The organism is Hymenobacter sp. HDW8, assembly GCF_011305775.1.
Lineage (GTDB): Bacteria > Bacteroidota > Bacteroidia > Cytophagales > Hymenobacteraceae > Hymenobacter > Hymenobacter radiodurans.
In genome coordinates, this window is the sequence record NZ_CP049907.1 from 4,426,644 (window position 1) to 4,449,939 (window position 23,296).

General features: G+C 55.4%; 12 protein-coding genes and 1 pseudogene. 6 read left to right on the top strand and 7 right to left on the bottom strand.

Translation table 11 applies throughout. The annotated features are described in order from the left end of the window. Positions 1 to 149 precede the first annotated feature (149 nt). The 3 genes from G7064_RS18945 (at position 150) to G7064_RS18955 (ending at position 7,071) form a co-directional block, all read left to right on the top strand. Entirely contained in the window at positions 150 to 3,329 is a 3,180-nt protein-coding gene (locus tag G7064_RS18945; RefSeq protein WP_166074822.1) for a SusC/RagA family TonB-linked outer membrane protein, read from the top strand. 35 nt (positions 3,330 to 3,364) lie between these two features. Then, complete coding sequence (locus tag G7064_RS18950) at positions 3,365 to 5,299, top strand: RagB/SusD family nutrient uptake outer membrane protein (RefSeq protein WP_166074823.1); 1,935 nt, start codon at positions 3,365 to 3,367, stop codon at positions 5,297 to 5,299. A 344-nt stretch (positions 5,300 to 5,643) separates the two neighbouring features. Continuing rightward, positions 5,644 to 7,071, top strand: a complete 1,428-nt coding sequence (locus G7064_RS18955; RefSeq protein WP_166074824.1) for a glycoside hydrolase family 28 protein — start codon at positions 5,644 to 5,646, stop codon at positions 7,069 to 7,071. 75 nt (positions 7,072 to 7,146) lie between these two features. On the opposite strand, the gene G7064_RS18960 is transcribed toward G7064_RS18955, so the two are convergent. The 7 genes from G7064_RS18960 to G7064_RS18990 all read right to left on the bottom strand — a co-directional run bounded on the left by G7064_RS18960 (position 7,147) and on the right by G7064_RS18990 (position 16,665). Next, positions 7,147 to 7,719 (bottom strand): lactate utilization protein C, encoded by a 573-nt coding sequence (locus tag G7064_RS18960; protein ID WP_166074825.1) that lies wholly within the window; start codon positions 7,717 to 7,719, stop codon positions 7,147 to 7,149. Then, entirely contained in the window at positions 7,716 to 9,086 is a 1,371-nt protein-coding gene (locus G7064_RS18965) for a lactate utilization protein B (protein WP_166074826.1), read from the bottom strand. Before G7064_RS18965 ends, G7064_RS18960 begins: the two co-directional genes overlap by 4 nt. Continuing rightward, on the bottom strand, positions 9,083 to 9,823 hold the full coding sequence (locus G7064_RS18970) for a (Fe-S)-binding protein (protein ID WP_166074827.1): 741 nt from the start codon (positions 9,821 to 9,823) through the stop codon (positions 9,083 to 9,085). Before G7064_RS18970 ends, G7064_RS18965 begins: the two co-directional genes overlap by 4 nt. 325 nt (positions 9,824 to 10,148) lie before the next feature. Next, positions 10,149 to 11,477, bottom strand: a complete 1,329-nt coding sequence (locus G7064_RS18975) for an FGGY-family carbohydrate kinase (protein ID WP_166074828.1) — start codon at positions 11,475 to 11,477, stop codon at positions 10,149 to 10,151. Continuing rightward, positions 11,474 to 12,754, bottom strand: coding sequence for a TIM barrel protein (locus G7064_RS18980; RefSeq protein WP_133273381.1), 1,281 nt, complete (start codon positions 12,752 to 12,754; stop codon positions 11,474 to 11,476). Before G7064_RS18980 ends, G7064_RS18975 begins: the two co-directional genes overlap by 4 nt. A 407-nt stretch (positions 12,755 to 13,161) precedes the next feature. Next, entirely contained in the window at positions 13,162 to 14,205 is a 1,044-nt protein-coding gene (locus G7064_RS18985) for a GntR family transcriptional regulator (protein ID WP_240731417.1), read from the bottom strand. 351 nt (positions 14,206 to 14,556) lie between these two features. Continuing rightward, positions 14,557 to 16,665 carry a bifunctional aldolase/short-chain dehydrogenase gene (locus G7064_RS18990; RefSeq protein ID WP_166074829.1) on the bottom strand — a complete coding sequence of 703 codons (2,109 nt, stop codon included), beginning with the start codon at positions 16,663 to 16,665 and terminating at the stop codon, positions 14,557 to 14,559. Between the two features lie 246 nt (positions 16,666 to 16,911). Here G7064_RS18990 and rhaT point away from each other — a divergent pair. The 3 genes and pseudogenes from rhaT (at position 16,912) to G7064_RS19005 (ending at position 23,295) form a co-directional block, all read left to right on the top strand. Further along, a pseudogene (gene rhaT, locus G7064_RS18995) lies at positions 16,912 to 17,948 on the top strand (L-rhamnose/proton symporter RhaT). Positions 17,949 to 18,529: 581 nt separating this feature from the next. Beyond that, positions 18,530 to 21,733, top strand: coding sequence for a SusC/RagA family TonB-linked outer membrane protein (locus G7064_RS19000; protein WP_166074830.1), 3,204 nt, complete (start codon positions 18,530 to 18,532; stop codon positions 21,731 to 21,733). 71 nt (positions 21,734 to 21,804) lie between these two features. Continuing rightward, on the top strand, positions 21,805 to 23,295 hold the full coding sequence (locus G7064_RS19005) for a RagB/SusD family nutrient uptake outer membrane protein (RefSeq protein WP_166074831.1): 1,491 nt from the start codon (positions 21,805 to 21,807) through the stop codon (positions 23,293 to 23,295). Position 23,296: the final 1 nt, after the last annotated feature.

Consider the following 23,296-nt stretch of genomic DNA (forward strand, 5'->3'; position numbering starts at 1 on the left):
GGCTGTGTGAGGCAATTGCCAAACTTTTGATCACATCGAAGAAATACTAACACAACAGCAGGAGAGTGCGGGAGGGATTTAGGTAAGGAAGACAAGTACTTGGTAGACAGAAAGTCCTTGTACGCATTCCCACTTCCAACTCCTCCTTTATGTTACAACTTTATAACTCAGCTCGCTGGCTGCCGCTGACCGTTTTGGTTGGATTGGCGCCCGCCAGTGTTTTTGCCCAGACCGATCAAACCGTGACGGGCCGGGTAACAACGGCAACCGATAAAAGCGGTTTGCCGGGGGCAAGTGTGGTGGTGAAAGGCACTACCACGGGCACGAGTACCAACCCCGATGGCAGCTTCAGCTTGCAGGCCCCGGCCGGCGCTACGCTTACAATCTCGTCAATTGGCTTTGTAACCCAGGAAGTGCCCGCGAGTGCATCGCCCATAAACGTGACATTGGCCGAGGATGTAACCCAGCTGGCAGACGTGGTGGTGGTCGGCTACGGCACCCAGAAAAAGAGTGATGTAACGGGCGCGCTGTCGTCGGTATCGGAAGAGAAGATCAAGCAGGTGCCAGTCCAGAACTTGACGCAGGCCTTGCAAGGCCGCGCGGCTGGTGTGGACGTGGCGGGGGGCAATTTTCGGCCTGGCGAGACGCCGGCTATTCGTATTCGCGGCAACCGCTCGGTGCGGGCTTCCAACGAGCCGCTGTACGTGGTCGATGGTATCCCGCTGGCCCAAGGCACAGGTCTGAACGACTTCAATCCTGATGATATTGAATCGGTAGAAGTGCTAAAAGATGCCTCAGCTACGGCCATTTACGGTTCGCGGGGGGCAAATGGCGTGGTCATCGTGACGACCAAGCGCGGTAAGGAAGGTAAGTTCAACATCAGCTACAACACCTACGGCAGCTTCGACCGGGCTTTGCGCATTCCGGAGCTGTTTGACGCGGCAGAGTTTGCCGACGTGCGCCGCGAAGCGTACCGTACGTCCGGCTCCTACACCACGCCTTACCCCAATCCCGTAAACGATTTCACGCTGTTTGGCACCGACCCGAACGTGTGGGCCAACATTGCCGGAGCGTACACCTGGCGTGATTTCGACGCCCGCGTTCCTGAGACGCGCGAAGCGACGGAGGAGGAGAAAGCTCGTTTTGCGCTGTACGGCTTCCCGAACGTTACCCAGATTCCGATCTACGACCCCAGCAAGATCAAGAGCTTCGATTGGCAGGATGCGGCCTTACGCAATGCCTTCACCCAAAACCACCAGCTAAGCGCCAGCGGTGGCTCCGAAAACCTGCGCGCGTCGCTGTCGGTGGGCTACCTGAACCAGGAAGGTATTCAGCCCGGCCAGGACTTTACTCGCTACACCGCCCGCGCCACCTTCGACTTCAAAGTCAACAAAGTTATTTCGGTGGGCGGCTCTACCAACGCTAGCCTCGGCATTCAGAACGTCGGCCCCGACATCTACGGCAAGGCCGTGGGGCAACTGCCCTATGCCGCGCCCTACAACGCGGAAGGCGTATTCCAGACCAACCCCGGCGCGGACGCCAACATCCTAAACCCGCTGCTTGACCCGGAGAATACATTCAGCGAGCGCCGCGTAGCCCGTTTCTTTACCAGCCTTTACGCCGAAGCCCGCCTGCTCGAAGGCCTGCGCTACCGCCTCAACGTGGGCCCCGACTTTCGCAACGCCCGCAATGGTCAGTTTCGCTCGGCCCGCTCAACCGGGCAGGGTGGCGGCCCCAACGCCGTATCCTTTGCGCAATACGACCAGAATCAGAACTTTACGTACGTCGTTGAGAACTTGCTTTTCTATGATAAGCAAATTACCTCCGACCACAGCCTGGGCGTGACACTACTGCAAAGTATTCAGCAGGACCGCAGTGAAGGCTCGTCCATCAGTGCCACCAACCTCCCCTACGACTCGCAGAAGTGGTACAACCTGGGCTCGACTAACAACGCGGCGGCTCAAAGCTTCGGCTCCGGCCCCTTTATCCAACGGCAGCTGATGTCGTGGATGGGACGGGTAAACTATAGCTTCCGCGACAAGTACGTGCTCACGGCTACGGGCCGCGCCGATGGTGCTTCCGTGCTGGCTGAGGGCCGTAAATGGGCATTTTTCCCTTCCGTGGCTCTGGCTTGGAAACTACAGGAAGAAGGCTTTTTTAAAGACATAGCCATGCTGAGCGAGCTGAAGCTACGCGGCGGCTACGGCTCTGTGGGCCAGGCTTCCGTGGACCCGTACACCACCGGCGGCACCTTGCAGCAAACGCCGTACGTGTGGGATGAAACACCAGCTTATGGCTACACGCCCACGCCCGGCACGCTACCCAATACGCTAGGGGGCTTACCCAACAGCGAACTGGAGTGGGAGCGGACCAACACCGTCAACGTAGGTCTGGACTTCGGTTTGTTCCAGAATCGTATCAACGGCTCGGTGGAAGTGTACCGCGCGAATACCACTGGTCTGTTGCTGCCCCGTGCGCTTCCTACAGTTTCGGGCTTTAACAACGTGCTGCAAAACATTGGCGCCACGCGCAACACCGGCGTAGAAGCTACCGTGTCGACGGTGAACGTGGAAACCAGCAAGTTCCGCTGGGGCACTGACTTCGTTTTTACCAAGAACAAGGAAGAATTCGTGGAGCTAGCCTCAGGCAAGCAGGACGACCTGGGCAACCGCTGGTTTATCGGCGAGCCGCTGGGCGTGTACTACGACTATAAGTTCGACGGTATCTGGCAGAGCTATGACACCGAAGGCTTGGCACGCTACAACGCGCAGCCCGGTACGATAAAAGTTGTGGACGTAAACAATGATGGCCTGATCAACACCCAAGACCAGATTGTGCTGGGCTCAAACCGTCCCAAGTGGAGCGGCAGCGTGAGCAACAGCTTCTCCTACGCCGGCTTCGATTTGAGCTTCCTCGTGTATGCCCGCGTCGGGCAGATGCTGGCCACGGGCTTCCGGCCTGGCCTTGGGGGGCGTTTTCCGGGCCAACAGGTGGACTACTGGACTCCTGCCAACCCGACCACCGAGGCACCCCGGCCAAACAGCCAGCAGGACATCGCCACCTTCGGCGACGCAATGCGGTACCAGAATGGCAGCTTCGCCAAAGTGCGTAGCATTTCGCTTACCTACACCATCCCCAAAGACCTGGCTGCCAAGTTTTACAGCACCAATCTGAGTGTGTATGTGAATGCGGTCAACCCCTTCCTGATCACCAAGTTCAAAGGCCTAGACCCCGAAGCTACCGACATCGGTACCACCTCTGGCGAGCTGGCGCAAGCCCGCAACCTGAGCACCAAGAGCTTGGTGGTTGGCCTGCGCATCGGCTTCTGATTTGACGACTAATTCCCCACGTCTAGCCTAGTCTCATGAAACGTTCCTATCGACTCATAACCATTGCCCTGCTTACCACCTTTGGCCTGACTACCACGGCCTGCAAGGACTATCTGCAGGAAGAACTCGTCTCTACCCTCACTAACGATTATTACAACACGGAAAAAGGGCTGGAAGACCTCGTAAAAGCGGCTTACGAACAAACTCGCTTCAAGTACGCCAATGAGCACAGCTACGCGATGTTCAACTTCGGCACCGATGAGTTTACCCACGCCGACCAAGTAAACTACGTGTATTGGAATACCTACGAGCGTGCCCGCCTGAATACCGGTAACGGCATCGAGAGCTTCGTGCACGACGTATGGACGGCCGACTACGATGGCATCAACCGCTGCAACATCGGCATCGACAAGATTCCGGCTTTCACCGGCACCACTACGCTGGCCACGCCCGCGCAGAAAGCCCAGCGCCTCGGCGAGCTACATTTCCTGCGGGCCTACTATTACTTCCAGTTGGTGCAGCAGTACGGCGCCATTCCCATTTCGCTGAAGCCTACTGAAAGTGTGCAGCTGGAATACGAGCGTACGCCCGTGCCGCAGGTATATCAGCAGATTATCAAAGATCTGCGCTTCGCGGAGGAAAATTTGTCCCCCACCAGCGCGGAGTTTGGCCGGGCGACTAAGGGTGCGGCCCAGCACTACTTAGCGAAGGTATATCTGACGCGCGGCAGCGCTATTACTGATGAGCGCGGCCAGAAGCCCACCGACGTAGACAGCGCCGCTTACTACGCCGACCAGGTGATTACCTCCGGCCGCTACATTCTGGAAAACGACTTTGCCCGCCTCTGGGACATTTCCAGCTACGCCAACAACCGCGCCGCCCAGACCAGCCGGGAAGTTATCTTCTCCACGCAGTTCAACAACGTGATTACGCTGGCGGGCCGCTTTGGCAACCGTGTGCACTCATATTTCACCATGTTTTATGAGGACACCCCCGGTATGTCGCGCGACCTGCTCAACGACCGGCCCTTCCGCCGCCTGATGCCCACCAACTACACCATGGACATCTACGACCGGCGCAACGACTCGCGCTTTTACAAGAGCTTCAAAACGGTTTGGTTGGCCAACAACGCCGCCACTATTCCACGGTGGACAGCTGCTAATGCGCCGACTCCGGCGCTAGTGAACCAACCTAAGTTTACCTTGGGTGACACGGCCATCTTCATTCGGGTAAATACCCCCCAGACTACGCTCACGGCTGCCCAGATTGCTCGCACGCGCTACGCTACGTTTGCGCGCTATTTCCGCAACGCTACTGGCGCCGTAGCTTCTGCCTATGACCCAACCGGCCCAGTAGGCGTACGCAACAAATATCCCCAGCTGCTCAAGTACATTGATCCTTTCCGGGCTGGCTCTGGTGTAAACGAAGAAGCTGGTACCCGTGATGGCATTCTGGCTCGCTTTGCCGAAACGTACCTGATTGCTGCTGAGGCTTACGGTCGCAAAGGCGATTATGCCAAGGCCATCAGCTACATCAATATTCTGCGTAACCGGGCCGCGTATAAGGCCGGTGAGGCCAAACCGACGGCTTTCTCCCTGGTAGAAGGCGGCACCCGCGGCGACGTGACGAGCACGGCTCCGGCCTTGCAAGTTACCATGACCAAATTCACGACCAATGACCCCGCCGAGCTGTATCCGCCGTCGGCCACCACTACGCAGGCGCGCTTCATTGCTTTTATTCTGAATGAAAGAACCCGCGAATTGGCCGGCGAGCTACACCGTTGGGAAGACCTGGCTCGCACCGAAACGCTGCTAGAGCGCGCCCGCACTTTCAACCCCGACACCCGGGCCGAAATTCAGCCTTACCACAAGCTGCGGCCGATTCCACGTGAGCACTTGGAGCGGATTTTCCGCGGTGGCCAAGCTCTGACGCAGGAGCAGCGCCAAGCCGAGCAAAACCCTGGTTACTAGCCGGTTATCAACCGCATTCTTTAAGCTCGTCATGCTTAGCATGACGAGCTTGTTTTTTAGCTCTATTTCTAAAAAAGCACCCTGGTGAGCAAATACAAATTTCAAGGTACGGTTACGTTAAATTTCTGCCGTGTTGTGCCTCTAAAATTTCCAGTAGCAGGAGGGTGCGGGAGGGTTCAGCAGGAGAGAAAATGCAGATTTGGATAAGTAAGCAAAAGCAAGTGTTAACTGACGCGGGGCTGGGGGGCAAAAACAGCGGTGGTGGGAATCTGTTGTACCGTCCCTTCGTCTCGCGTCATGTTGCATTTGGGGCTTTATCCTGAGCTGTACCAACCCAACCTCACATGAAGCTGCTGCTCTCCTTCCTGTTTCTGCTTATTTCCTGGTTATGTCCGTTTGTAACCAACCTAGCGGCGCCCACCACCGAAGATCCGGCCTGGGTAAAGGAAGTAGGCGCCAAGTCGATGCCCACGACCAAAATGACGTTTGCAGCCGCTACGTATGGCGTAGTCGGTGACGGCAAAACACTTAACACCAAAGCCATTCAAAAAGCCATTGACGCCGCTGCCAAAAATGGCGGTGTGGTTACATTTGAGCCTGGTCAGTATCTGACGGGCTCTATCTTTTTGAAAAAAGGCGTTACTCTGCACCTCGATAAAGGTGTCACGCTGCTCGGCAGCCAGGATATCAAAGACTATCCTGAAATGCCGAGCCGTATTGCTGGCATCGAGATGGTGTGGCCCGCGGCGCTCATCAATGTGCTGGATCAGGATAACGTAGCCATCACTGGCAAAGGAACCGTGGATGGACAAGGCAAGCCATTTTGGGATATGTATTGGGCCCTGCGCAAAGACTATAATGCAAAAGGCCTGCGCTGGATTGTCGACTACGACGCCAAGCGCCCGCGCACGCTGCTTGTGTCAAACTCCTCGAACGTTACTATTAAAGACATTACGTTGCAGCGGGCCGGTTTCTGGACCGTACACATATTGTACTCCAAAAACGTCACCGCCGACGGCCTCATCATCCGCAATAACCTCGGCGCCCACGGTCCCAGCACCGACGGCATCGACATTGACTCCAGTAGCTACGTGCTGGTGCAAAACTGCGACATCGACTGCAACGACGACAACTTCTGCCTGAAGTCGGGCCGCGACGCGGATGGCCTGCGCGTGAACAAGCCCACGGAGTACGTGCTCATCCAAAACTGCGTCGCTGGTGCCGGTGGGGGGCTTTTTACCTGCGGCAGCGAGACCTCGGGGGGCATTCGCCACGTCATTGCCCGCAACCTGAAAGCGAAAGGCACCAAGGTTGGTATCCGCATCAAATCGGCCCTCACGCGGGGCGGTACAGTAGAGGATATTCGCGTTGATAATATCGAGATGAACGGCGTAGGTGTGGCCATCGAGATGACCATGAACTGGAACCCTTCCTACAGCTATTCCACGCTGCCCGCAGGCTACACCCAGGAGACATTGCCGGCCCATTGGAAAGCCATGCTGACCAAAGTAGAGCCTGCCGAAAAAGGCCTCCCGTACTTCCGCGACGTGCACATCAGCAACGTGCGCGTGACCAATGCCAAAAAGGCGATTTCGGCCGAAGGTCAAGCAAACTCCCTGCTTGAAAACATGACCCTGAGCAACATCACGATGACGGCGCAAACCGCTGGTGACATCAGCTACGCGAAAAACTGGACTGTGAAGGATATGAATATCACCTCCCAAAACCAGCAGCCCGTAGCCGTGGCGAACAGCACTAGTGTGAAGTTCTGAAGAGCCTGCTCACACGAGAACGAGCCCGAATGATACTCTATCATCCGGGCTCGTTCTCGTGTGAGCAGGCGCTACTTACGCCGTGAGCAGCACGGTCAAGCTACGCGCGCCGTGCGCCCCGATAACTAAAGATTGCTCAATGTCAGCCGTTTTGGATGGGCCCGCGATGAACATGCCATAGCCACCTACGTCTTGCACTCGGGCATAAGCCTGGTGCATGGTAGCCACAATGTTTTGCTGCGAAAGCACGAGCACCAGATGTTGGGTTATCAAGGGCAAAGCCCGGTGTAGCATGTTTGCTTCGGGTAGCCAAATGCAGGCATTTTCGGCTACGCCGAATTCGCCCCCCAACACGGCCACGTCCACCGTGTCGAGCACAGCAGTGGGTGTTTGCTCATCGATGGAAATTGTAGCGGGCAGTAGGGGAGAAGCCAGATGTCCTGCAGTTGGGAAAAGCTGTTGAACCATTTCCGCCAATTTCTTGCCAGCAGGTACATGCACAATTTGCCCCCCAATGCCTTGTAGCACTTCCGTAAACCGCTCTACCGTGTTATCACCATCAAACGAAGGCACAGTAGGCAATGGGTTTTCTTCGAAGTGATTGGCGCGGGTCGCGGCCAGAATTCGCTCACGAGAAGTGGCCGTCATGGTTTGGGATTCGTTTGTTTGAACCATTCGCGGAAGCTTTGAGGTGGCGGCTCGGGTAGCTCGCGGGCAATGGCCCAGGGGTTGTAGCCGGGTGCGTGGGTGAGGGCGTGCGGCACAAAACGCAGGCTAGTGCGGGCAAATTTGCCCCCCAACTCGTACATACCCGGCCGGGCCAGCACCCGACTCAGCAGACGCATGCTCCACTTCTTGCTGGCCGGAATTTCATCGGCCGCCGCAATCACCTGCCGCCACTTATAGAGCTGAGTATGAATGTCAATCTTCACGGGGCACACATCCGTGCAGGAGCCACAGAGCGTAGAAGCAAACGGTAACGAGGCGTGCTGACGCATGTCGATGTTGGGCGACAGAATAGCCCCAATCGGCCCTGGTACGGTGAAGTCGTAGCTGTGGCCGCCGCTGCGGCGGTACACTGGGCAGGTATTCATGCAGGCACCACACCGAATGCATTTTAGCGAAGCCCGAAAATCGGGGCGGCCGAGCTGCTGCGTGCGGCCATTATCCACTAGAATCACGTGCATTTCCTTGCCCGCGGCAGGCCGGCTGAAGTGCGACGTGTAAGTAGTGGCGGGCTGGCCAGTGGCACTACGGGCCAGCAGGCGCGTGAACACGCTTAGATCAGAAAGGCGGGGAATCAGCTTTTCAATGCCCATGCTGGCAATGTGCACCCGCGCCAGGTTAACGGCCAAGTCAGCGTTGCCTTCGTTGGTGCAAACGACAATGCTGCCCGTTTCGGCAATGGCAAAATTAACCCCCGAAATAGCTATCTCAGCCGCCAAAAACCTGGCGCGTAAGTGCTGACGCGCCGCTTCGGTGAGAACCTGCGGATCGACTTCGCCCTCCGCCGTGCCCAAGTGCTTAAAAAACGTGGCGCCCACGTCTTCCTTCTTCAAGTGAATGGCCGGCAGCACCAAGTGGCTCGGCGACTCTTGCCGCAACTGCACGATGCGTTCCCCCAAGTCCGTATCCACAATCTCCACGCCGTGGCGCAGCAGGTAGGGATTTAGGTGGCATTCTTCCGTTAGCATCGACTTGCTTTTGACAATGCTGCTGGCCTTTTCCTGCCGAATAATATCGAGCACAATGGCGTTGTGCTCTTCTGCGTTGGCCGCCCAATGCACGTGCACACCATTTGCCTTGGCCTGCGCTTCGAACTGCTCTAAGTAGTCAGCTAGGCGGCTCAGTGTATGCGTTTTGATTTGGGAGGCCAACTCGCGCAGCTCCTGAAACTCGGGCACCGCATACACGGCCTTATCGCGCTTTTGGCGCACAAACCACAAGGTGTCATCGTGCCAGGTGGTGCGCTCTGCGTCGCGGGTAAAGACTTCCGCTCGTTTGGGGTGACTCATAAGATGGTGCCATTCAAGATTTCGGCGGCGTGCATCACTCGCATGGGTAGCTTTTGGCGTCGCACAATGCCCTCCAAGTGCATCAGGCACGACATATCGCCGCCCGTAAGCACCCGCGTGCCGTTTCGTAGGTGATCCTGCACTCTGTCCTGCCCCATGCGCGCCGAAATAGCGGCCTCCGACACGCAGAAAGTGCCACCAAATCCGCAGCACTCATCGTTGCGGTCGAGTTCCGTTAGCTCAATGCCATCCAGTGATTTTAATAGCCTCCGTAAATGCCCATCGCGAACGGGGGTTATTTCCGATTCATTTGCTTGGTGCAATCCGCGCTGTCCGTGGCAACTCAGGTGCAAACCTACTTTGTGCGGAAATACACCTGGTATTTCCGTGACGCCGAGAATAGTAGTGATAAAATCAATCAGATCGAAAGTGGTCTCGCGCACATGCTGCACGGCCGGAGTCTGCTCTATGATATTGAAATGCTTGCGCACATGATACACGCAGCTACCCGCCGGTGCTACCACGTAGTCGTAGCCCTGAAAGGTATCGACGAAGTGATGGTAGACGGGAATAGCGTCCTGCTCGCAGCCGCTGTTAGCCATCGGCTGGCCGCAGCAGGTTTGCTTCTGCGGGAAGGCAGCCTGTATCCCCAGTTTTTGCAGCAATTGATAGGTAGCAATACCTACTTGCGGATAAAACTGATCAACGTAACAGGGAATGAATAATGCGACTTTCATGAAGAGGAAAGAGATGAATTCAGGACGAAGCTCCCCTCCTCGGATGAGGAGGGGATGCTTTGGCGAAGCCGAAGCTGGGGTGGTTGAGCTCGTGGCTGATGTTGTTTAGGTGTTTGGCTGAACTTTATGCAGAGCAAAGCGAAGTAGCTTGTTCCGTTATGTTACTAACCTTTCGTCAGCACGCGAGATGCTTCGCTCTGCTCTGCTCTGCATGACCGCCTTTGTAACCTTCCAAACAACATCAGCCACGCCCTCAACCACCCCAGCCGCGCTGTTAGCGCGGCGTCCCCTCCTCATCTGAGGAGGGGAATTGTCGTTCTGGATATTAGGAGAATAGCAATTGAGTTTTCTTCCAGGCTTCACCCTGTTCCAAGTGAATTAAGGCGCCGAGCGCTGTAGCTTGAGGAACCTCTAAGGTTTTGATTTTCGCGTCGGGGAAATTCCAGCCGAGAATCTGCATAAACAACGGGTTGCGGGCGAAGCCGCCATCCACATAAATCAGCTTCTCGTCGCGCCGAATCAGGTTGATGGATTCGGTAAGAATATCCATGAGGCCGTGCATGAGGTGATGGTAAGCATCACCCGCAGTAGTAAAGCCCGATAGATCCCACTCTTTCGCCTGCCGCTCCGGGAAGGGACCGGTGCCGCGCATGCACCACGGCTGAAAGTCATGCGAGGCTTCATCGTAAGGCCGGGCCAGCATCAGCGAATGATAAAAATCGGGCTTTACGTGAAAGTGGTGAGCAATACGCTGTACCTGAAAGTCATGCTCGCGACCGAAAAATACCCGCGACGCTTTAGTCATCTCGCCCTTGGGCGAAAGGAAGCTCAGGCAGTCGCGGCGCAGTAGCTCAGGAGTGAGCGGCTCGCGGTTGAAGGGGCTCAGCGTCACGGCCCAGGTGCCGGTCGAAATCAGCAAGAAAGGCTTCGCGTCTTGTTGTATATAGGGCAGCAATGCCGCCGAACTATCATGCAAGCCAACGCCCACCAAAATGCCATCGACCACGGAAGCAATTGAGTCTTTGGTCAGGGGGGCTAATTTGTCGTCGATGCCCTCGCGGTACACCCAGTCGTGGTATTGGTTGCGCTTGAAATCCCACAAACCTGTGTGGCAACCGACGGAGGTATAATCGCTAAAAGCTTCACCGCTAATTAGGTACGAGAGATACTGCGGCAAATGCAGCGACGTACGAATGCGAGCGTAATGCTCGGGCTTGGTTCGCTTGAGCCAGTACAACTGCATACCCGAGTTAAGCATGCCCATTTGCGGCGAGCAGGTAGCCGTAGCAAAGTCAACGGGGTCCTGATCAAGCTCAGCGTAAAACTGAGTCATCAGGGCCGGTGGCATCGGCTTCAGGTAATTGTAGAGCGGCAAAATGGGCTGCCCATTGGCGCCAAGGTGCACAAAGCTGGCGCCGTAGGAAGTGAAATTCACTCCCTTCAGATTGTAGTGCGGATTATGTCGCAGAGCGTGCCAGCGGTCCTGCACCCACTGCGAAAGCCGCGTGAGCGTTTCGCACGGAAATCCTTCCTCATCTACGGTTTCCAGACATACCTGCTGGTGCTCGTCAATGATCTGCCGATCCTCATCGAAAAGCAAGACTTTTTTGTTGGTCTTGCCAACATCAAACACGGCGTAGATAGACTTTTTCATAAGCCAGTAGACAGACTGAATTTGCCGCGTTGCTGAATAAGCTGCTCCCGAATTTTGCCGGCGCGGTAGGCCGCAATGGGGTTGAGCGCCCCGCCACCTTGGCTGTAGGCTTCGGCCACAAGCGGCCGTACATCGGTGAGGAAGGCGTCGCGCAGGATTTCTTCGGCCCGCACCACGTCATTATTATCCTGGGCTTCTTGCAGGGCTGCGCGGTCTACCAGTAAGGCTTTGGCGTAAGCTCCTAGGATGCTTTCCACCGATTGGAGCAAGTCTTCCAGCGGATCTTTGGTGTTGTGGCTGGCGTCAATCATGTAGGCTACAGCTGGGTTCGTCACGGCCGTGTCCTGAGCGCCATCTACCAGCTCGTTGAAAATCAGGAAGAGCTGATACGGCTTGATGCTGCCCGTGGTCAGGTCGTCGTCGCCGTACATGGACCCGTTGAAGTGAAAGCCCCCCAAACGCCCGAAATGCAGCAAGCGGCCCACAATCTGCTCAATATTGGTGTTCGGTAAATGATGGCCTAAATCAACCAACACTTGTGCATTCTTGCCCAGATACTGACACAGCGAATACGACGTGCCCCAATCCGGAATAACCATGGAGTAGAAGTGCGGCTCGTAAGGTTTGTACTCGATCAGCATCGTCATGTCCGAAGGCATGGCTTCGTAGATGCTGGCCAACGATTCGGCCGTGCGCTGATACGCGCGGCGCAGGTGTTGCTGACCCGGAAAATTAGAGCCATCAGCGAGCCACACCGTATGAATTTTGGCCCCCAGCTGCTTGCCGTATTCTACGCACTCAATATTATGCTGAATGGCCTGCTGCCGAACACCTTCTTCCGTGTGACTCAGCGAGCCAAACTTGTAAGATACTGGCTGGTCTTTCTGGTCCTGAAACGTATTCGAGTTCATCGAATCAATTGTCAGCCCTTCCGCTTGCAGTTGCTGCTGGAGCGCGGCAATATCCTTCGGAATATCCCACGGAATATGCAGGGAAATCGAGTTCGAAGAGCGATTAAGACGATTAAGTAGTGCCACATCACTAATCTTCTCCTCAAGGCTGCGCGGTTCGCCCCCCGATGGGTAGCGCCCAAAGCGCGTGCCGCCCGTACCCAGGGCCCAGCTTGGAATAGCTACCTGAAATTCAACGAGCTGCCGGATCACATCTTGCGCGTCGAGGCTACGGCGGGCCAGCATGTCGGCCAGATAGCTGAAGCGGAGCTGGTGCTCACTCAACAGCGGTTGGTTAAGGTCCTGAATTTGTTGGTCGGAAAGCATAGTAGGGTAGGGGTCGATAGTGGGAAGATCAGGGTCGGGCAGCTTCGGTTTAGCAGGTTAGCCACCCAGACTAAAAACACAGCTTTTTTCAGAGAAGCAACCTAGCACCATTGTCCGCCCAAACTGTTCTGAACTCTCCTGTGCGGGGGGCTTTTTTACTGGATTAAATCTGCCCCAAACTACTGGCCTATTAAGTGAGAGAAAAAAGGCGAGGAGAAGCACTCAGTTGCTTCTCCTCGCCCTGAACTAATTCGTGTTGTCAATACGGAATTGAGGCACTTTACTTTGCCTCTCCGCATTGAACGGTTTAAGTAGAACGTTGTGCTACGCAACGACGAGACACAACTATGTTTCTCTACAAAAAAAGCCCCCGATGAGCAGAAAGGGTCTTTTTGAGACTACTGCTCTTACAACGACCCGCGCCGAATGGTGTAGAATGGATTCTTGACTTTTACGCGCTGCTTCTCAAGCAAAAGCTCCGCGGCCGTGCGGCCCATAGCCTCAAAATCAGTGGTGATAACCGTAATGCCCAACAGCTCCTTCAGCGTGCTGGCATTGAACGATAAAATACCGATTTCGCGACCCAGTAAGAAAGGCGTTTGACGTACCTTTTTCATCAGTTCAGCTAGGTCAGTAGTCTCCACCACTACATAAGCGGTGCCGGCTTCCAGCACTTCATTTATGGCGTTTTCCTTGACCGAAAAACCCTTGTTGTAGTTGATGCAAAACGTGCGAAAACCCCAAGCAATTTCCACCGGATAATTGTTGCCGACGCTGGGCAGTACCAGCACCATGCGCTCGTATTTTTCCAGCAAATCCTGCACGCCTTCCAAGGCCGTAAAAATGTCCTTGTCGAAGTCCTGATATACGGTCAGTACATCGCGTTTTATGTCGGGCAAGTCCTTATCGAGGAGTACTAATTCGTTTGCGGGAATGGAATTAAGAACGCTTCGGTAGTCAGCCTTATCCAGATCGAGCGCAAAGTGGGGCATCACCACATAGTAGTTGTACTTGCCCAGGTTCTTCTCAATAATTTCCTGAAACAGGTGGGCGCTGTAGTGATGAATTTGCAGGTCAACGGTGGCACGGTCGCCGAGGGCTTGCAGGAAAGCGTAGTAGATTATCTTCTTGTACGAACTGAGCTTATTGAATACCAGCAGGATTTTGATCTTGGTGGCATCGGTGGCCTGCACGTAGTAGCCCTTGCCCTGCACCGAGGTGCAAAAACCCCGCTCCCGCAGCTCCCGATACGCTTTTTCGACGGTGTCGCGGGCCAGGTAGTATTCGGCGCTTAGCTCACTGATGGAGGGCAGTTGGTCGCCTTTCTTTAAGGTTCCCCGCTCAATATCGGTTATCACCGACTGCACAATCTGCTTGTACTTAGGGGTTTTGTCGAAAGGCTTAAACTGCAACTTGTACATGCTCTGATTAGGCGGAAGTAAGACGGCCATAGCGGATAGTTGGGTGGGAGAAACTAGCGCTGAGAGAAAACACGGAAAATCATTCGCTTTTTTCGTGTGTCTGCGGCATACGGTTCAGGTGCAATTAAGCTACCTAGGCTTAAATTAAGGAGATTAAAGTTCAATTGGAAACGATTGACTGGATTTCATTATGCCATCGTTGCCGGGAACGTTCCCGCAATTCTCGTCATGCAAAAAAGCCCCCCGGTAGGATCCGGCTTAGGTCGTTAGATTTCTGCGTGTTTAATCGAACACACCTGATACATAGCGCATAGAATTTTTGCGAGAACAAAAAAAGAAGGGCCGACTACTAAGCCGGCCCTTCTTTTCTATCTTGTTCGCTTAGCGCACGAAGGCCATCGCCACGCCGCCATCAACGTTGAGCACGTTGCCGGTAGACTTGCTTAGGCTTCCATCGACGAACACGCGCACGGCTTTGGCAATGTCTTCGGCCAATAACTCTTCGCCGAGTAAAGTGCGCTTGGCGTAGTGCTGGGGCAATTCTTCCACCGAAATACCGTAAGCCTTAGCGCGACCTTGTGCCCAAGCGCCCTCCCAGATTTTGGAGCCGCGTAGCACGGCATCGGGGTTCACGGTGTTCACCCGAATCTTGTCGGGGCCGAGCTCGGCGGCCAAGAGGCGCGACATGTGTAGCTGCGCTGCTTTGGCCGTGCCATAGGCCACGTTGTTCGGACCAGCCACCAGACCATTTTTGCTGGCGATGTTCACAATATCTCCGCCTAAAGCCTGCTGGCGCAGAATCTCCACGGCGGCCTGACTCACCAGAAACTGCCCTTTCACCAGCACATCGTTGAGGATATCCCAGTCGGCTTGCGTGGTCTCGGCCAAAGGCTTGGAAATGCTCAGCCCCGCGCAGTTGACAATGATATCCACGCCGCCAAATTGCAGTACGCTCTGGCGCAGGGCCTCGGCAATACCGTCTGCGCTCGTAACTTCAATGCCTACGGCCAACGAACTGTCCTTGCCATATTGCTTGCGCAAATCGGCTTGGGTTTCGTCCAGGTCGGCACGGTCGGCAGCGACGATGCAAGCCCCCTGTTGCAGCAGGGCCTCGCATATTGCTTTGCCGATACCGCCCGTACCACCCGTAACAAAGGCCACCTTCCCCGAGAGCGACTTAGGGGGCGCCATGCGCTGGAGCTTGGCTTCTTCCAGCAACCAGTATTCAATGTCAAATGCTTCTTGCTCAGGCAGACCAACGTAGGTGCTCACCGCCTCCGCGCCCTTCATCACGTTGATAGCGTTGGTGTAGAACTCGGCGGCTACACGAGCCGTCTGCTTGTCTTTAGCGAAGGCAAACATGCCCACACCGGGCCATAAAATAATAACCGGATTGGCGTCGCGCATGGCCGGGCTGTTGGTATGCTTGCTACGCTCATAATAGGCCGCATAATCTTGGCGGTAGGCCGCAAACTGCTCCTGCAAATACGTTTTTACTTCCGCCAACGGCTGGCTCATCACCTCCGGGTCGAGGACCAGGGGTCGAATTTTGGTGCGCAAAAAGTGGTCGGGGCAGCTAGTGCCTTTTTGCGCCAGACGCGCCAAGTCGTTCGAGTTTACAAACTCCAGCACGCGCGGATCATCGGTAAAGTGACCCAACATGCGACGGTGGCCGGATGCCAAGCCGCGCAGCGTAGGCATAACGGCAGCAGCATGCTGCTTGCGCGTGGCTGCATCGGGGCCATTCGAGAGCTTTACGCCACCAAATACAGGCTTTTGCTTACCGTAATTGCTTTCCAGATAAGCAGCGGCCTGTTCGATTACTTCCAAGGTGTTCATGTACGACTCGTACGACGTGTCGCCCCAGGTAAACAAGCCGTGTCCGCCCAGAATGACGCCGCGCAGGTTGGGGTTTTCCAACACTACTTTTTCGAGCTGTAAGCCCAGATCGAAGCCGGGGCGCTGCCAGGGCAGCCACGCCATCGTGTCGCCCCAGATCTCGCGCATGATTTGCTCCCCGTCTTGGCTGGCGGCAATGGCAATGAGTGCATCGGGGTGAAGGTGGTCGATATGCTTGAAAGGCAGCAGGCCGTGCAGGGGCGTATCAATGGAGGGCGCGGCGCACTTGGGGTCGAAGAGGCAATGGTTGAACAGTTCTACCATCTCGTCTTCGTGCTCCAGGCCGCGGTAGCGGTTTTTCAGTTGGTGCAGTTTCTCGACGTAAAGGTTGGCGCAGCCGGCTTTGGTGAGAGTGCCGATGTCGCCGCCCGAGCCTTTTACCCACATCACGGGCACTTGCTCGCCAGTTACGGGGTCAGTTTCGGTGATTTTAACGGAGGTATTGCCGCCCGCGTAGTTGGTCAGGCGCAAATCGGCCCCGAGCAGGTTGGAGCGGTAAATGAATAGCGCTACTTCGTCGCTGGCTAGTGCCGCCGCTTGGGCCTCATCCCACAAGTAACTGACGTGCTGAAAGGTGAGCGTTTTTTCCATATTGAGGCTGCTGATTTGAGGGGCGAAAACCGGATAATTAGATTGCTCACAAAAGAAGAGGAAGTGTACGCAGTAAAACTCCTGCACTCTCCTGTTCGCGGACGAAATAAATTCTTGCAACTGTCTGCTTTTCGCCGATTTATTCCCTGCTGGGCTGTAGTTTCCTGCTTTCAGGAGAGAACAGGAGGGTTCCGGTAATCGATTAAGGCAGATTTGGTAAAACAACACGACCAACAACTTCGACTTATGAGTGTTTTTCTGGGAGTGGTGCTCCACGCACTAGGCGGTTTCGCCTCCGGCAGCTTTTATCTGCCTTACAAGAAAGTAAATGGCTGGGCCTGGGAGAGCTATTGGCTCGTGGGGGGCTTTTTTCCTGGCTAATGGCGCCCCTGTTGCTTGGCTACCTCACCGTGCCTAACCTATTCGGGGTGCTGGCCCAGGCAGACACCGAAACCATTCTCTGGACCTACTTCTGGGGCATTCTGTGGGGCTTCGGTGGCCTGACGTTTGGCCTCGCCATGCGCTACTTGGGGTTATCGCTGGGGATGGCCGTCACCCTAGGCTTATGCGCCGTGTTTGGAACATTGGTGCCGCCTATTTGGGAAGGTACTTTTCCGGCCCTGATCAGCACCCTGTCCGGCAAGGTAATTATCATGGGGTTGGTGGTATGCGTGGCGGGTATCCTGATTTGTGGGATGGCCGGCGTGATGAAAGAAAAGCACCAGACCACGGAAGAAAAACAAGCCGGCGTGGCCGAATTCGATATGCGTAAGGGCCTGCTTGTGGCCGTGTTTTCAGGCGTGATGAGCGCCTGTTTTTCTTTCGGCCTAACCGCTGGCCAATCTATTGCGGAACTCGCGACGGATAACGGCACAAATCCACTCTACGCCAACAATGCCATCCTGGTGATCATCCTGCTCGGCGGCCTTACTACGAACGCCATCTGGACCATTTATTTGAATATCAAGAACAAGACATACACCGACTACACTAATATGTCGGCCCCAATTGCGCGCAACATTATTTTCTGCGCGCTGGCGGGTTTTACCTGGTATTTCCAGTTCTTCTTTTACGGCATGGGCGACAGCCAAATGGGCGAGTACCGCTTCTCCGGCTGGACGCTGCACATGGCCTTCATTATTGCCTTTAGCAGCATGTGGGGCCTGATTTTGCACGAGTGGCGCGGCTCCAACCGCCTGACCATGCGCACCATCTCGCTCGGCATCCTAGTCGTGGTATTTTCAACGGTGGTTGTAGGCTTTGGCAACTACTTAGGCTCCTAGAGTTAACAGGCATCAAAAAAAGCCCCCCAGTGCTGCAAATGCTCTACTGGGGGGCTTTTTTGTGTCTATGTAGAAGCATCAGCCATACAGCACTGGAGATACATGTCTCAACAATTTTTTGAAGAAGCGTTGTCACTTATTTCCATCTATCCTATATCTCTACAGCTGTCATCCTGACGAAGGAAGGACCTTTTCACCGATGAACAACTCGTGTAGTAACAACTCGTGCTGGCGTGAGAAGGTCCTTCCTTCGTCAGGATGACAGCTGTGAAGGGGGCAGGTAAGTAGATGCTCGGCTGACAAAGTCCGCCACTTGGAAAGAGAGGTATAAGTCTCAGTAACCGCTACTACAAACTGCACGGCCATAGATACTTGCGCAGCCAAGCCAGTATTTGTAAGCTCTACCGCTAAGCGCGCCGTGCCAAAAACACAGTCCAAAGCATTATTGGAAAAATAATTTCAGGGGAATCGGCTCAAGGCGGTAGTCTACAGGAGGGTTTCGGCTAGAGGAGGTAATAATTTGGTCATGCTCAAAAGCCTCGGTCTTGTCAAAACACTCTACTTCCTACCCATACCTACTCATGAAGAAAAGTTACACATGGCGGCGCTACCCGATAGCGGTATGCCTGCCAATGCTACTGCTAGCAGGACCGGGCATCACGGCCGTGCAAGCCCACACCAGCAGCACCAATAAAGTAGCCGAATGGCAGCTGACCGGTAAGGTCGTATCGCAAAACAACGAAGGTTTGCCCGGCGTCACGGTCGTTATCAAGGGCACTACCAACGGCACCACCACTGGCCCCGATGGTACTTTCAGCTTATCAGTACCCGAAACGGCTGGTACATTGGTGTTTAGCTTCATCGGCTTCACAAGCCAGGAGCGCCCTTTCACTGGCTCACAGGCGTTCACCATTAAGATGGCTGAAGATGTGAAGAGCCTGGAAGAAGTCGTGGTAGTAGGCTACGGCACGCAGAAGAAGGGCGACGTAACCGGCGCCATCGCCACCTTCGACGCCAGCCGCTTGGAAGAGCGGCCTATTGCCCGCGTCGATCAGGCCTTGGTAGGCCAGATGGCGGGTGTGCAGGTAAAGCAGAACACCGGTGTACCCGGCCGGGGCTTTAGTGTGCAGGTACGGGGCGCAGGCTCCATCACGGCCGGCAATGAGCCGCTGTATGTAATCGATGGTTTCCCACTCGACAACGTAGCCCAGAATGGCGGGGGGCGTTTTGCCAGCGGCAGCCCGCTCGATAACATCAACCCCAACGACATCGAGTCGATTCAGGTATTGAAAGATGCTGCCGCGGCCGCTATTTACGGTTCGCGCGCTGCCAACGGCGTCGTTATTATCACGACGAAGAAAGGTAAGTCGGGTAAGCCTCAAATCACGCTCAATACCTACGTTGGTGTTTCGCAGGCCGCCAAAAAGCTGGACGTGCTGAGCGCCGAAGAGTGGGCTGAGCGGGCCGCCGAAATCATCAATGATAACTGGGTACGCTCAGGTGTCGGCCGCACGGCCAGCCAGACCACGGCTGAGCGTCAGGCTATCCTGAAAGTAACCAACATTGTGCCCGCCCAGATGATTGATGAGCGGTGGTTTCAGCCCGGTCACCCCGGCTTGCAGTACATCGACTGGCAGGACGAGGCTTTTCGTACAGGCCGCACCCAGAGCTACCAGGTAGGAGCTAGCGGCGCCACCGACAATGTAAACTACTTCATATCAGGAAACTACACCGATCAGCAGGGCATGATGGTGGGACTTGGGTATAAGCGCTACTCGGCGCGCGCCAACGTGGAAGTAAAAGCCAGCAATAAGCTGCGCTTCGGCCTGAACGTGACGCCTACTTACTCCATCACCGACGACCCCGGCATTGAGGGCAAAGACAACCGCCTACATCAGCTCGTATCCATGGCCCCCATCGTGGAGGACACGGCGGGCGTAGCTACTGGCTACGGCAAAAATGAAGTGTACCGCTGGGGCGTGTCGACGGCCAGCCCGGTGCGCGTGATGGAGAATGCCATCGGCCAAACCAAAACCTTCCGCACCCTGAGCACCCTGTTTGCGGAGTACGAAGTAATCAGCGGCCTGCGCCTGCGCACCAGCATCAACTTCGACAACAACGACGTGACGGCCAAATCGTACCAGCCGGCCGTGCGTGATCTGCCTACCTCGCTAGCTTCAGGCTCTTACAGTGGATTCCGCCGGCAAACGTTTGTGAACGAGAATACGGCCACCTACAGCAAGGTCATCGGCGAAAAGCACGACCTGACGGCGCTGGCGGGTTACGCCTACAATATCTCGCGCATCGATAACGTGCGCCTCGGCGCTACCGGCGGTTTCGTGAACAACCAGGTAACCACCCTGAACGCGGCTACCAACATCAACGGCACTGGCAGCAATAACACCACCGAAAGCCAGAACGTCCTGATTTCTTACTTCGGCCGTTTGCAGTATAGCTACGATGGTAAATACCTGCTCTCTACCAGCATCCGCCGCGACGGCTCGTCGCGCTTTGGGGGGCAAAATCAGTTCGGTGTATTCCCCGCCGCCTCCGTGGGCTGGCGCATTTCGCAGGAAGAGTTCATGAAGAGCATTACGCTCCTCAGCGACCTGAAACTGCGGGCCAGCATCGGCTTGTCGGGCAACAACAGCATCGGCGACTACAACAGCATTGCCACCCTGGGTATTTATAACTACACTTTTGGTGGTGCTTTGGCTACGGGTCAGGCTCCGAACCGGGTAGAAAATCCCGAGCTGAAGTGGGAGCGCAACCGCACCATCGACTTTGGTGTGGACGTGGGCTTCTTCCAGAACCGCATCTTCGGCTCGTTCGATTATTACACCAAAACCAGCAAGGACCTGCTGCTAAATGTGCCGATCAACACGGCTTCGGGCTTCGGTAACAACCTCGTAAACATTGGGGAAGTAGAAAACCGCGGTTGGGAAGTGGAATTAACCACCAACAACCTGAACAACGCCCTGGAGTGGACTACCTCGCTCAACTTCAGCCACAACCAGAACGAGGTAAAGCACCTTGGACCCGGCGATGCTACTATTGAAGTTGCTTCAGTAGCCGACCTGCCCAGCAACGTATTGCAGGTTGGCAAGCCGATGTATAGCATCTTCGTTATTCGCCAGAATGGCATCCTGAGCCAGGCTGATATCGATAACGGCGCCGCGCTCTACAACAACCAGACGGCCGGTGATCCCCGCTACGAAGACGCCAACGGCGACGGTAAGATTGACGCCAACGACCGCGTGATTGTGGGTCAGCCTAACCCTAAATACACCTGGGGCATCACGAACACCTTCAAGTACAAAGGCTTCGATCTGAGCTTCCTTGTGCAGGGTCAGAACGGTGGCTACATCTACTCCATGTTTGGCCGCGCCATCGACCGCACCAGCGTGGGCTACCAGGAAAACGCCCTTGGCCGCTCCCGCGACCGGTGGCGTTCGGAAGAAGACCCCGGCGACGGTGTGAAAGGCAAGGCTACTGCTCGGTTTGGCTTCATCAAGAACACCGACTGGCTGTACTCTTCCGACTACTACCGCGTGCGCAACATCACGCTGGGCTACGACCTGGGCCGCATTGTCAGCAAGAGTGTAATGCAGGGTGCCCGTGTATATGTAACGGCTGAAAACTGGTTCGGCAAAGACAAGTACTACGGCGGCTTCAACCCCGATGCCGTGAACACCGACAATGGCAGCACCTTCACCTCGGGTGTTGACTACGGCGGATTGCCTTTGGCTAAATCGTTGGTTCTGGGCCTCAACGTTACTTTCTAAGTTTCAGCCACCAGCTGACGGTCGGGGCTTGCTCCGGTATCCCAGCTCTTAGCTTCTAACTACTACTTCTCATGAAAAAAATATCTCTCCTTCTCGCCACTGCTTGCCTTCTCACCTTGGGCAGCTGCGAAGATGACCTCGATCAAACCCCGATTTCCAACGGGTCGGTACCGGCTTTCTTTAAGACCGCCATTGACTTCGAGCAGGCCATGAACGCGGTGTACAGCCAGCTCCGTGGATATCCTGACCGCATCCTGATTTTGTCTGAACTGCGCTCCGACAACATTTATGGCGTCAGCAGCCAGGGTGTACGCGACTGGGATGCCATCAACAACTTCAACACCACGCTCTCAGTAAGTCCCTATATGTCCGATACTTGGGCATCGGACTTCGGCGCTATTTTCCGGGCCAACACCATGCTCGATCAGCTGAGCGCCAACGGCTCAGTAGTAGGCGAAGGGCTGCGGATACGCTACGAGGGTGAGGCGCGCTTCCTGCGTGCATTTCACTACTTCGACCTGGTGCGCATGTTCGGCCGCGTACCGGTTATCGACAAAGCGCTGCTGCCCCAGGAAGTAGCCAAAATTCCGCGCGGCTCGGTAGCAGAGGTATACGACCTGATCATCAAGGATCTGGAATTCGCCAAGGATAATCTGCCGCTGAACTATACTGGCGTGAATGTGGGCCGTGTAACGTCGGGTGCGGCGAAGGGCCTGCTAGCGTTGGTGTATCTCACTCGTTCGGGCCCAACCTATGGTATCGATGGCCCCGGTTTAGCAAGCAACGAAAACGACAAAGCTCTGGCGTTGCTCAACGAAGTAATTGCCAGCAACCGCTACTCTTTGCTGCCAAGCTACGCCAACGTTTTCTCGTACACCAATGAGAATAATGCGGAAGTAGTATTTGATGTTCAATACATTGTGGGCAACGGCGCTACCCATCCGGGCGTGATGGTACCTGACAACTACTTCACTTCGCTGGGTATTCCATTCGGTTCGCGCGGAGTTGAGATCAAGCCGGTTTCAACTGATTTCCTGAGCATTTTGGCGACTAACGATGACCGTCGGGCAGCCAGCGTGCAGACAGGTTATTTGGTAGCAGGCGTTGCCGAAAACCGTACTGTACTGAAAAAATACGTGAGTGCTGCCGGTCGCGGTACGGGAAACACCGACTGGCCCATCAACTTCATTGTGATGCGCTATGCCGATATTCTGCTCATGAAAGCCGAAGCTATCCTTCGTGGTGGCGGTGGCACGCCAGCTGAGGCGTTAACTATCGTAAACCAGATTCGCACCCGCTCCAAACTGCCCGCGCTTACTGGCAGCGTCACCATGGCCCAACTGATGGAGGAGCGTCGCCGCGAGTTTATTGGTGAAGGCTTGCGCTGGCACGATCTGGTGCGCTCCGGTACCGTGCTAACCACCATGAACGCTTGGATTGCCAAGGAAGATGCGTCGGGCAAGATTCGCCGTAATATTGGCCCCAATGACGTTATCTACGCCGTACCGCTGAATGAGCTAAGCGCCACGCCCGGCCTCTACGATCAGAATCCCGGCTACTAAA

Excerpts from the sequence above, each read along its gene's own strand:
- G7064_RS18945 (WP_166074822.1), top strand. The coding sequence starts at position 150 with ATGTTACAACTTTATAACTCAGCTCGCTGGCTGCCGCTGACCGTTTTG.
- G7064_RS18950 (WP_166074823.1), top strand. The coding sequence starts at position 3,365 with ATGAAACGTTCCTATCGACTCATAACCATTGCCCTGCTTACCACCTTT.
- G7064_RS18955 (WP_166074824.1), top strand. The coding sequence starts at position 5,644 with ATGAAGCTGCTGCTCTCCTTCCTGTTTCTGCTTATTTCCTGGTTATGT.
- G7064_RS18960 (WP_166074825.1), bottom strand. The coding sequence starts at position 7,719 with ATGACGGCCACTTCTCGTGAGCGAATTCTGGCCGCGACCCGCGCCAAT.
- G7064_RS18965 (WP_166074826.1), bottom strand. The coding sequence starts at position 9,086 with ATGAGTCACCCCAAACGAGCGGAAGTCTTTACCCGCGACGCAGAGCGC.
- G7064_RS18970 (WP_166074827.1), bottom strand. The coding sequence starts at position 9,823 with ATGAAAGTCGCATTATTCATTCCCTGTTACGTTGATCAGTTTTATCCG.
- G7064_RS18975 (WP_166074828.1), bottom strand. The coding sequence starts at position 11,477 with ATGAAAAAGTCTATCTACGCCGTGTTTGATGTTGGCAAGACCAACAAA.
- G7064_RS18980 (WP_133273381.1), bottom strand. The coding sequence starts at position 12,754 with ATGCTTTCCGACCAACAAATTCAGGACCTTAACCAACCGCTGTTGAGT.
- G7064_RS18985 (WP_240731417.1), bottom strand. The coding sequence starts at position 14,205 with ATGGCCGTCTTACTTCCGCCTAATCAGAGCATGTACAAGTTGCAGTTT.
- G7064_RS18990 (WP_166074829.1), bottom strand. The coding sequence starts at position 16,665 with ATGGAAAAAACGCTCACCTTTCAGCACGTCAGTTACTTGTGGGATGAG.
- G7064_RS19000 (WP_166074830.1), top strand. The coding sequence starts at position 18,530 with ATGAAGAAAAGTTACACATGGCGGCGCTACCCGATAGCGGTATGCCTG.
- G7064_RS19005 (WP_166074831.1), top strand. The coding sequence starts at position 21,805 with ATGAAAAAAATATCTCTCCTTCTCGCCACTGCTTGCCTTCTCACCTTG.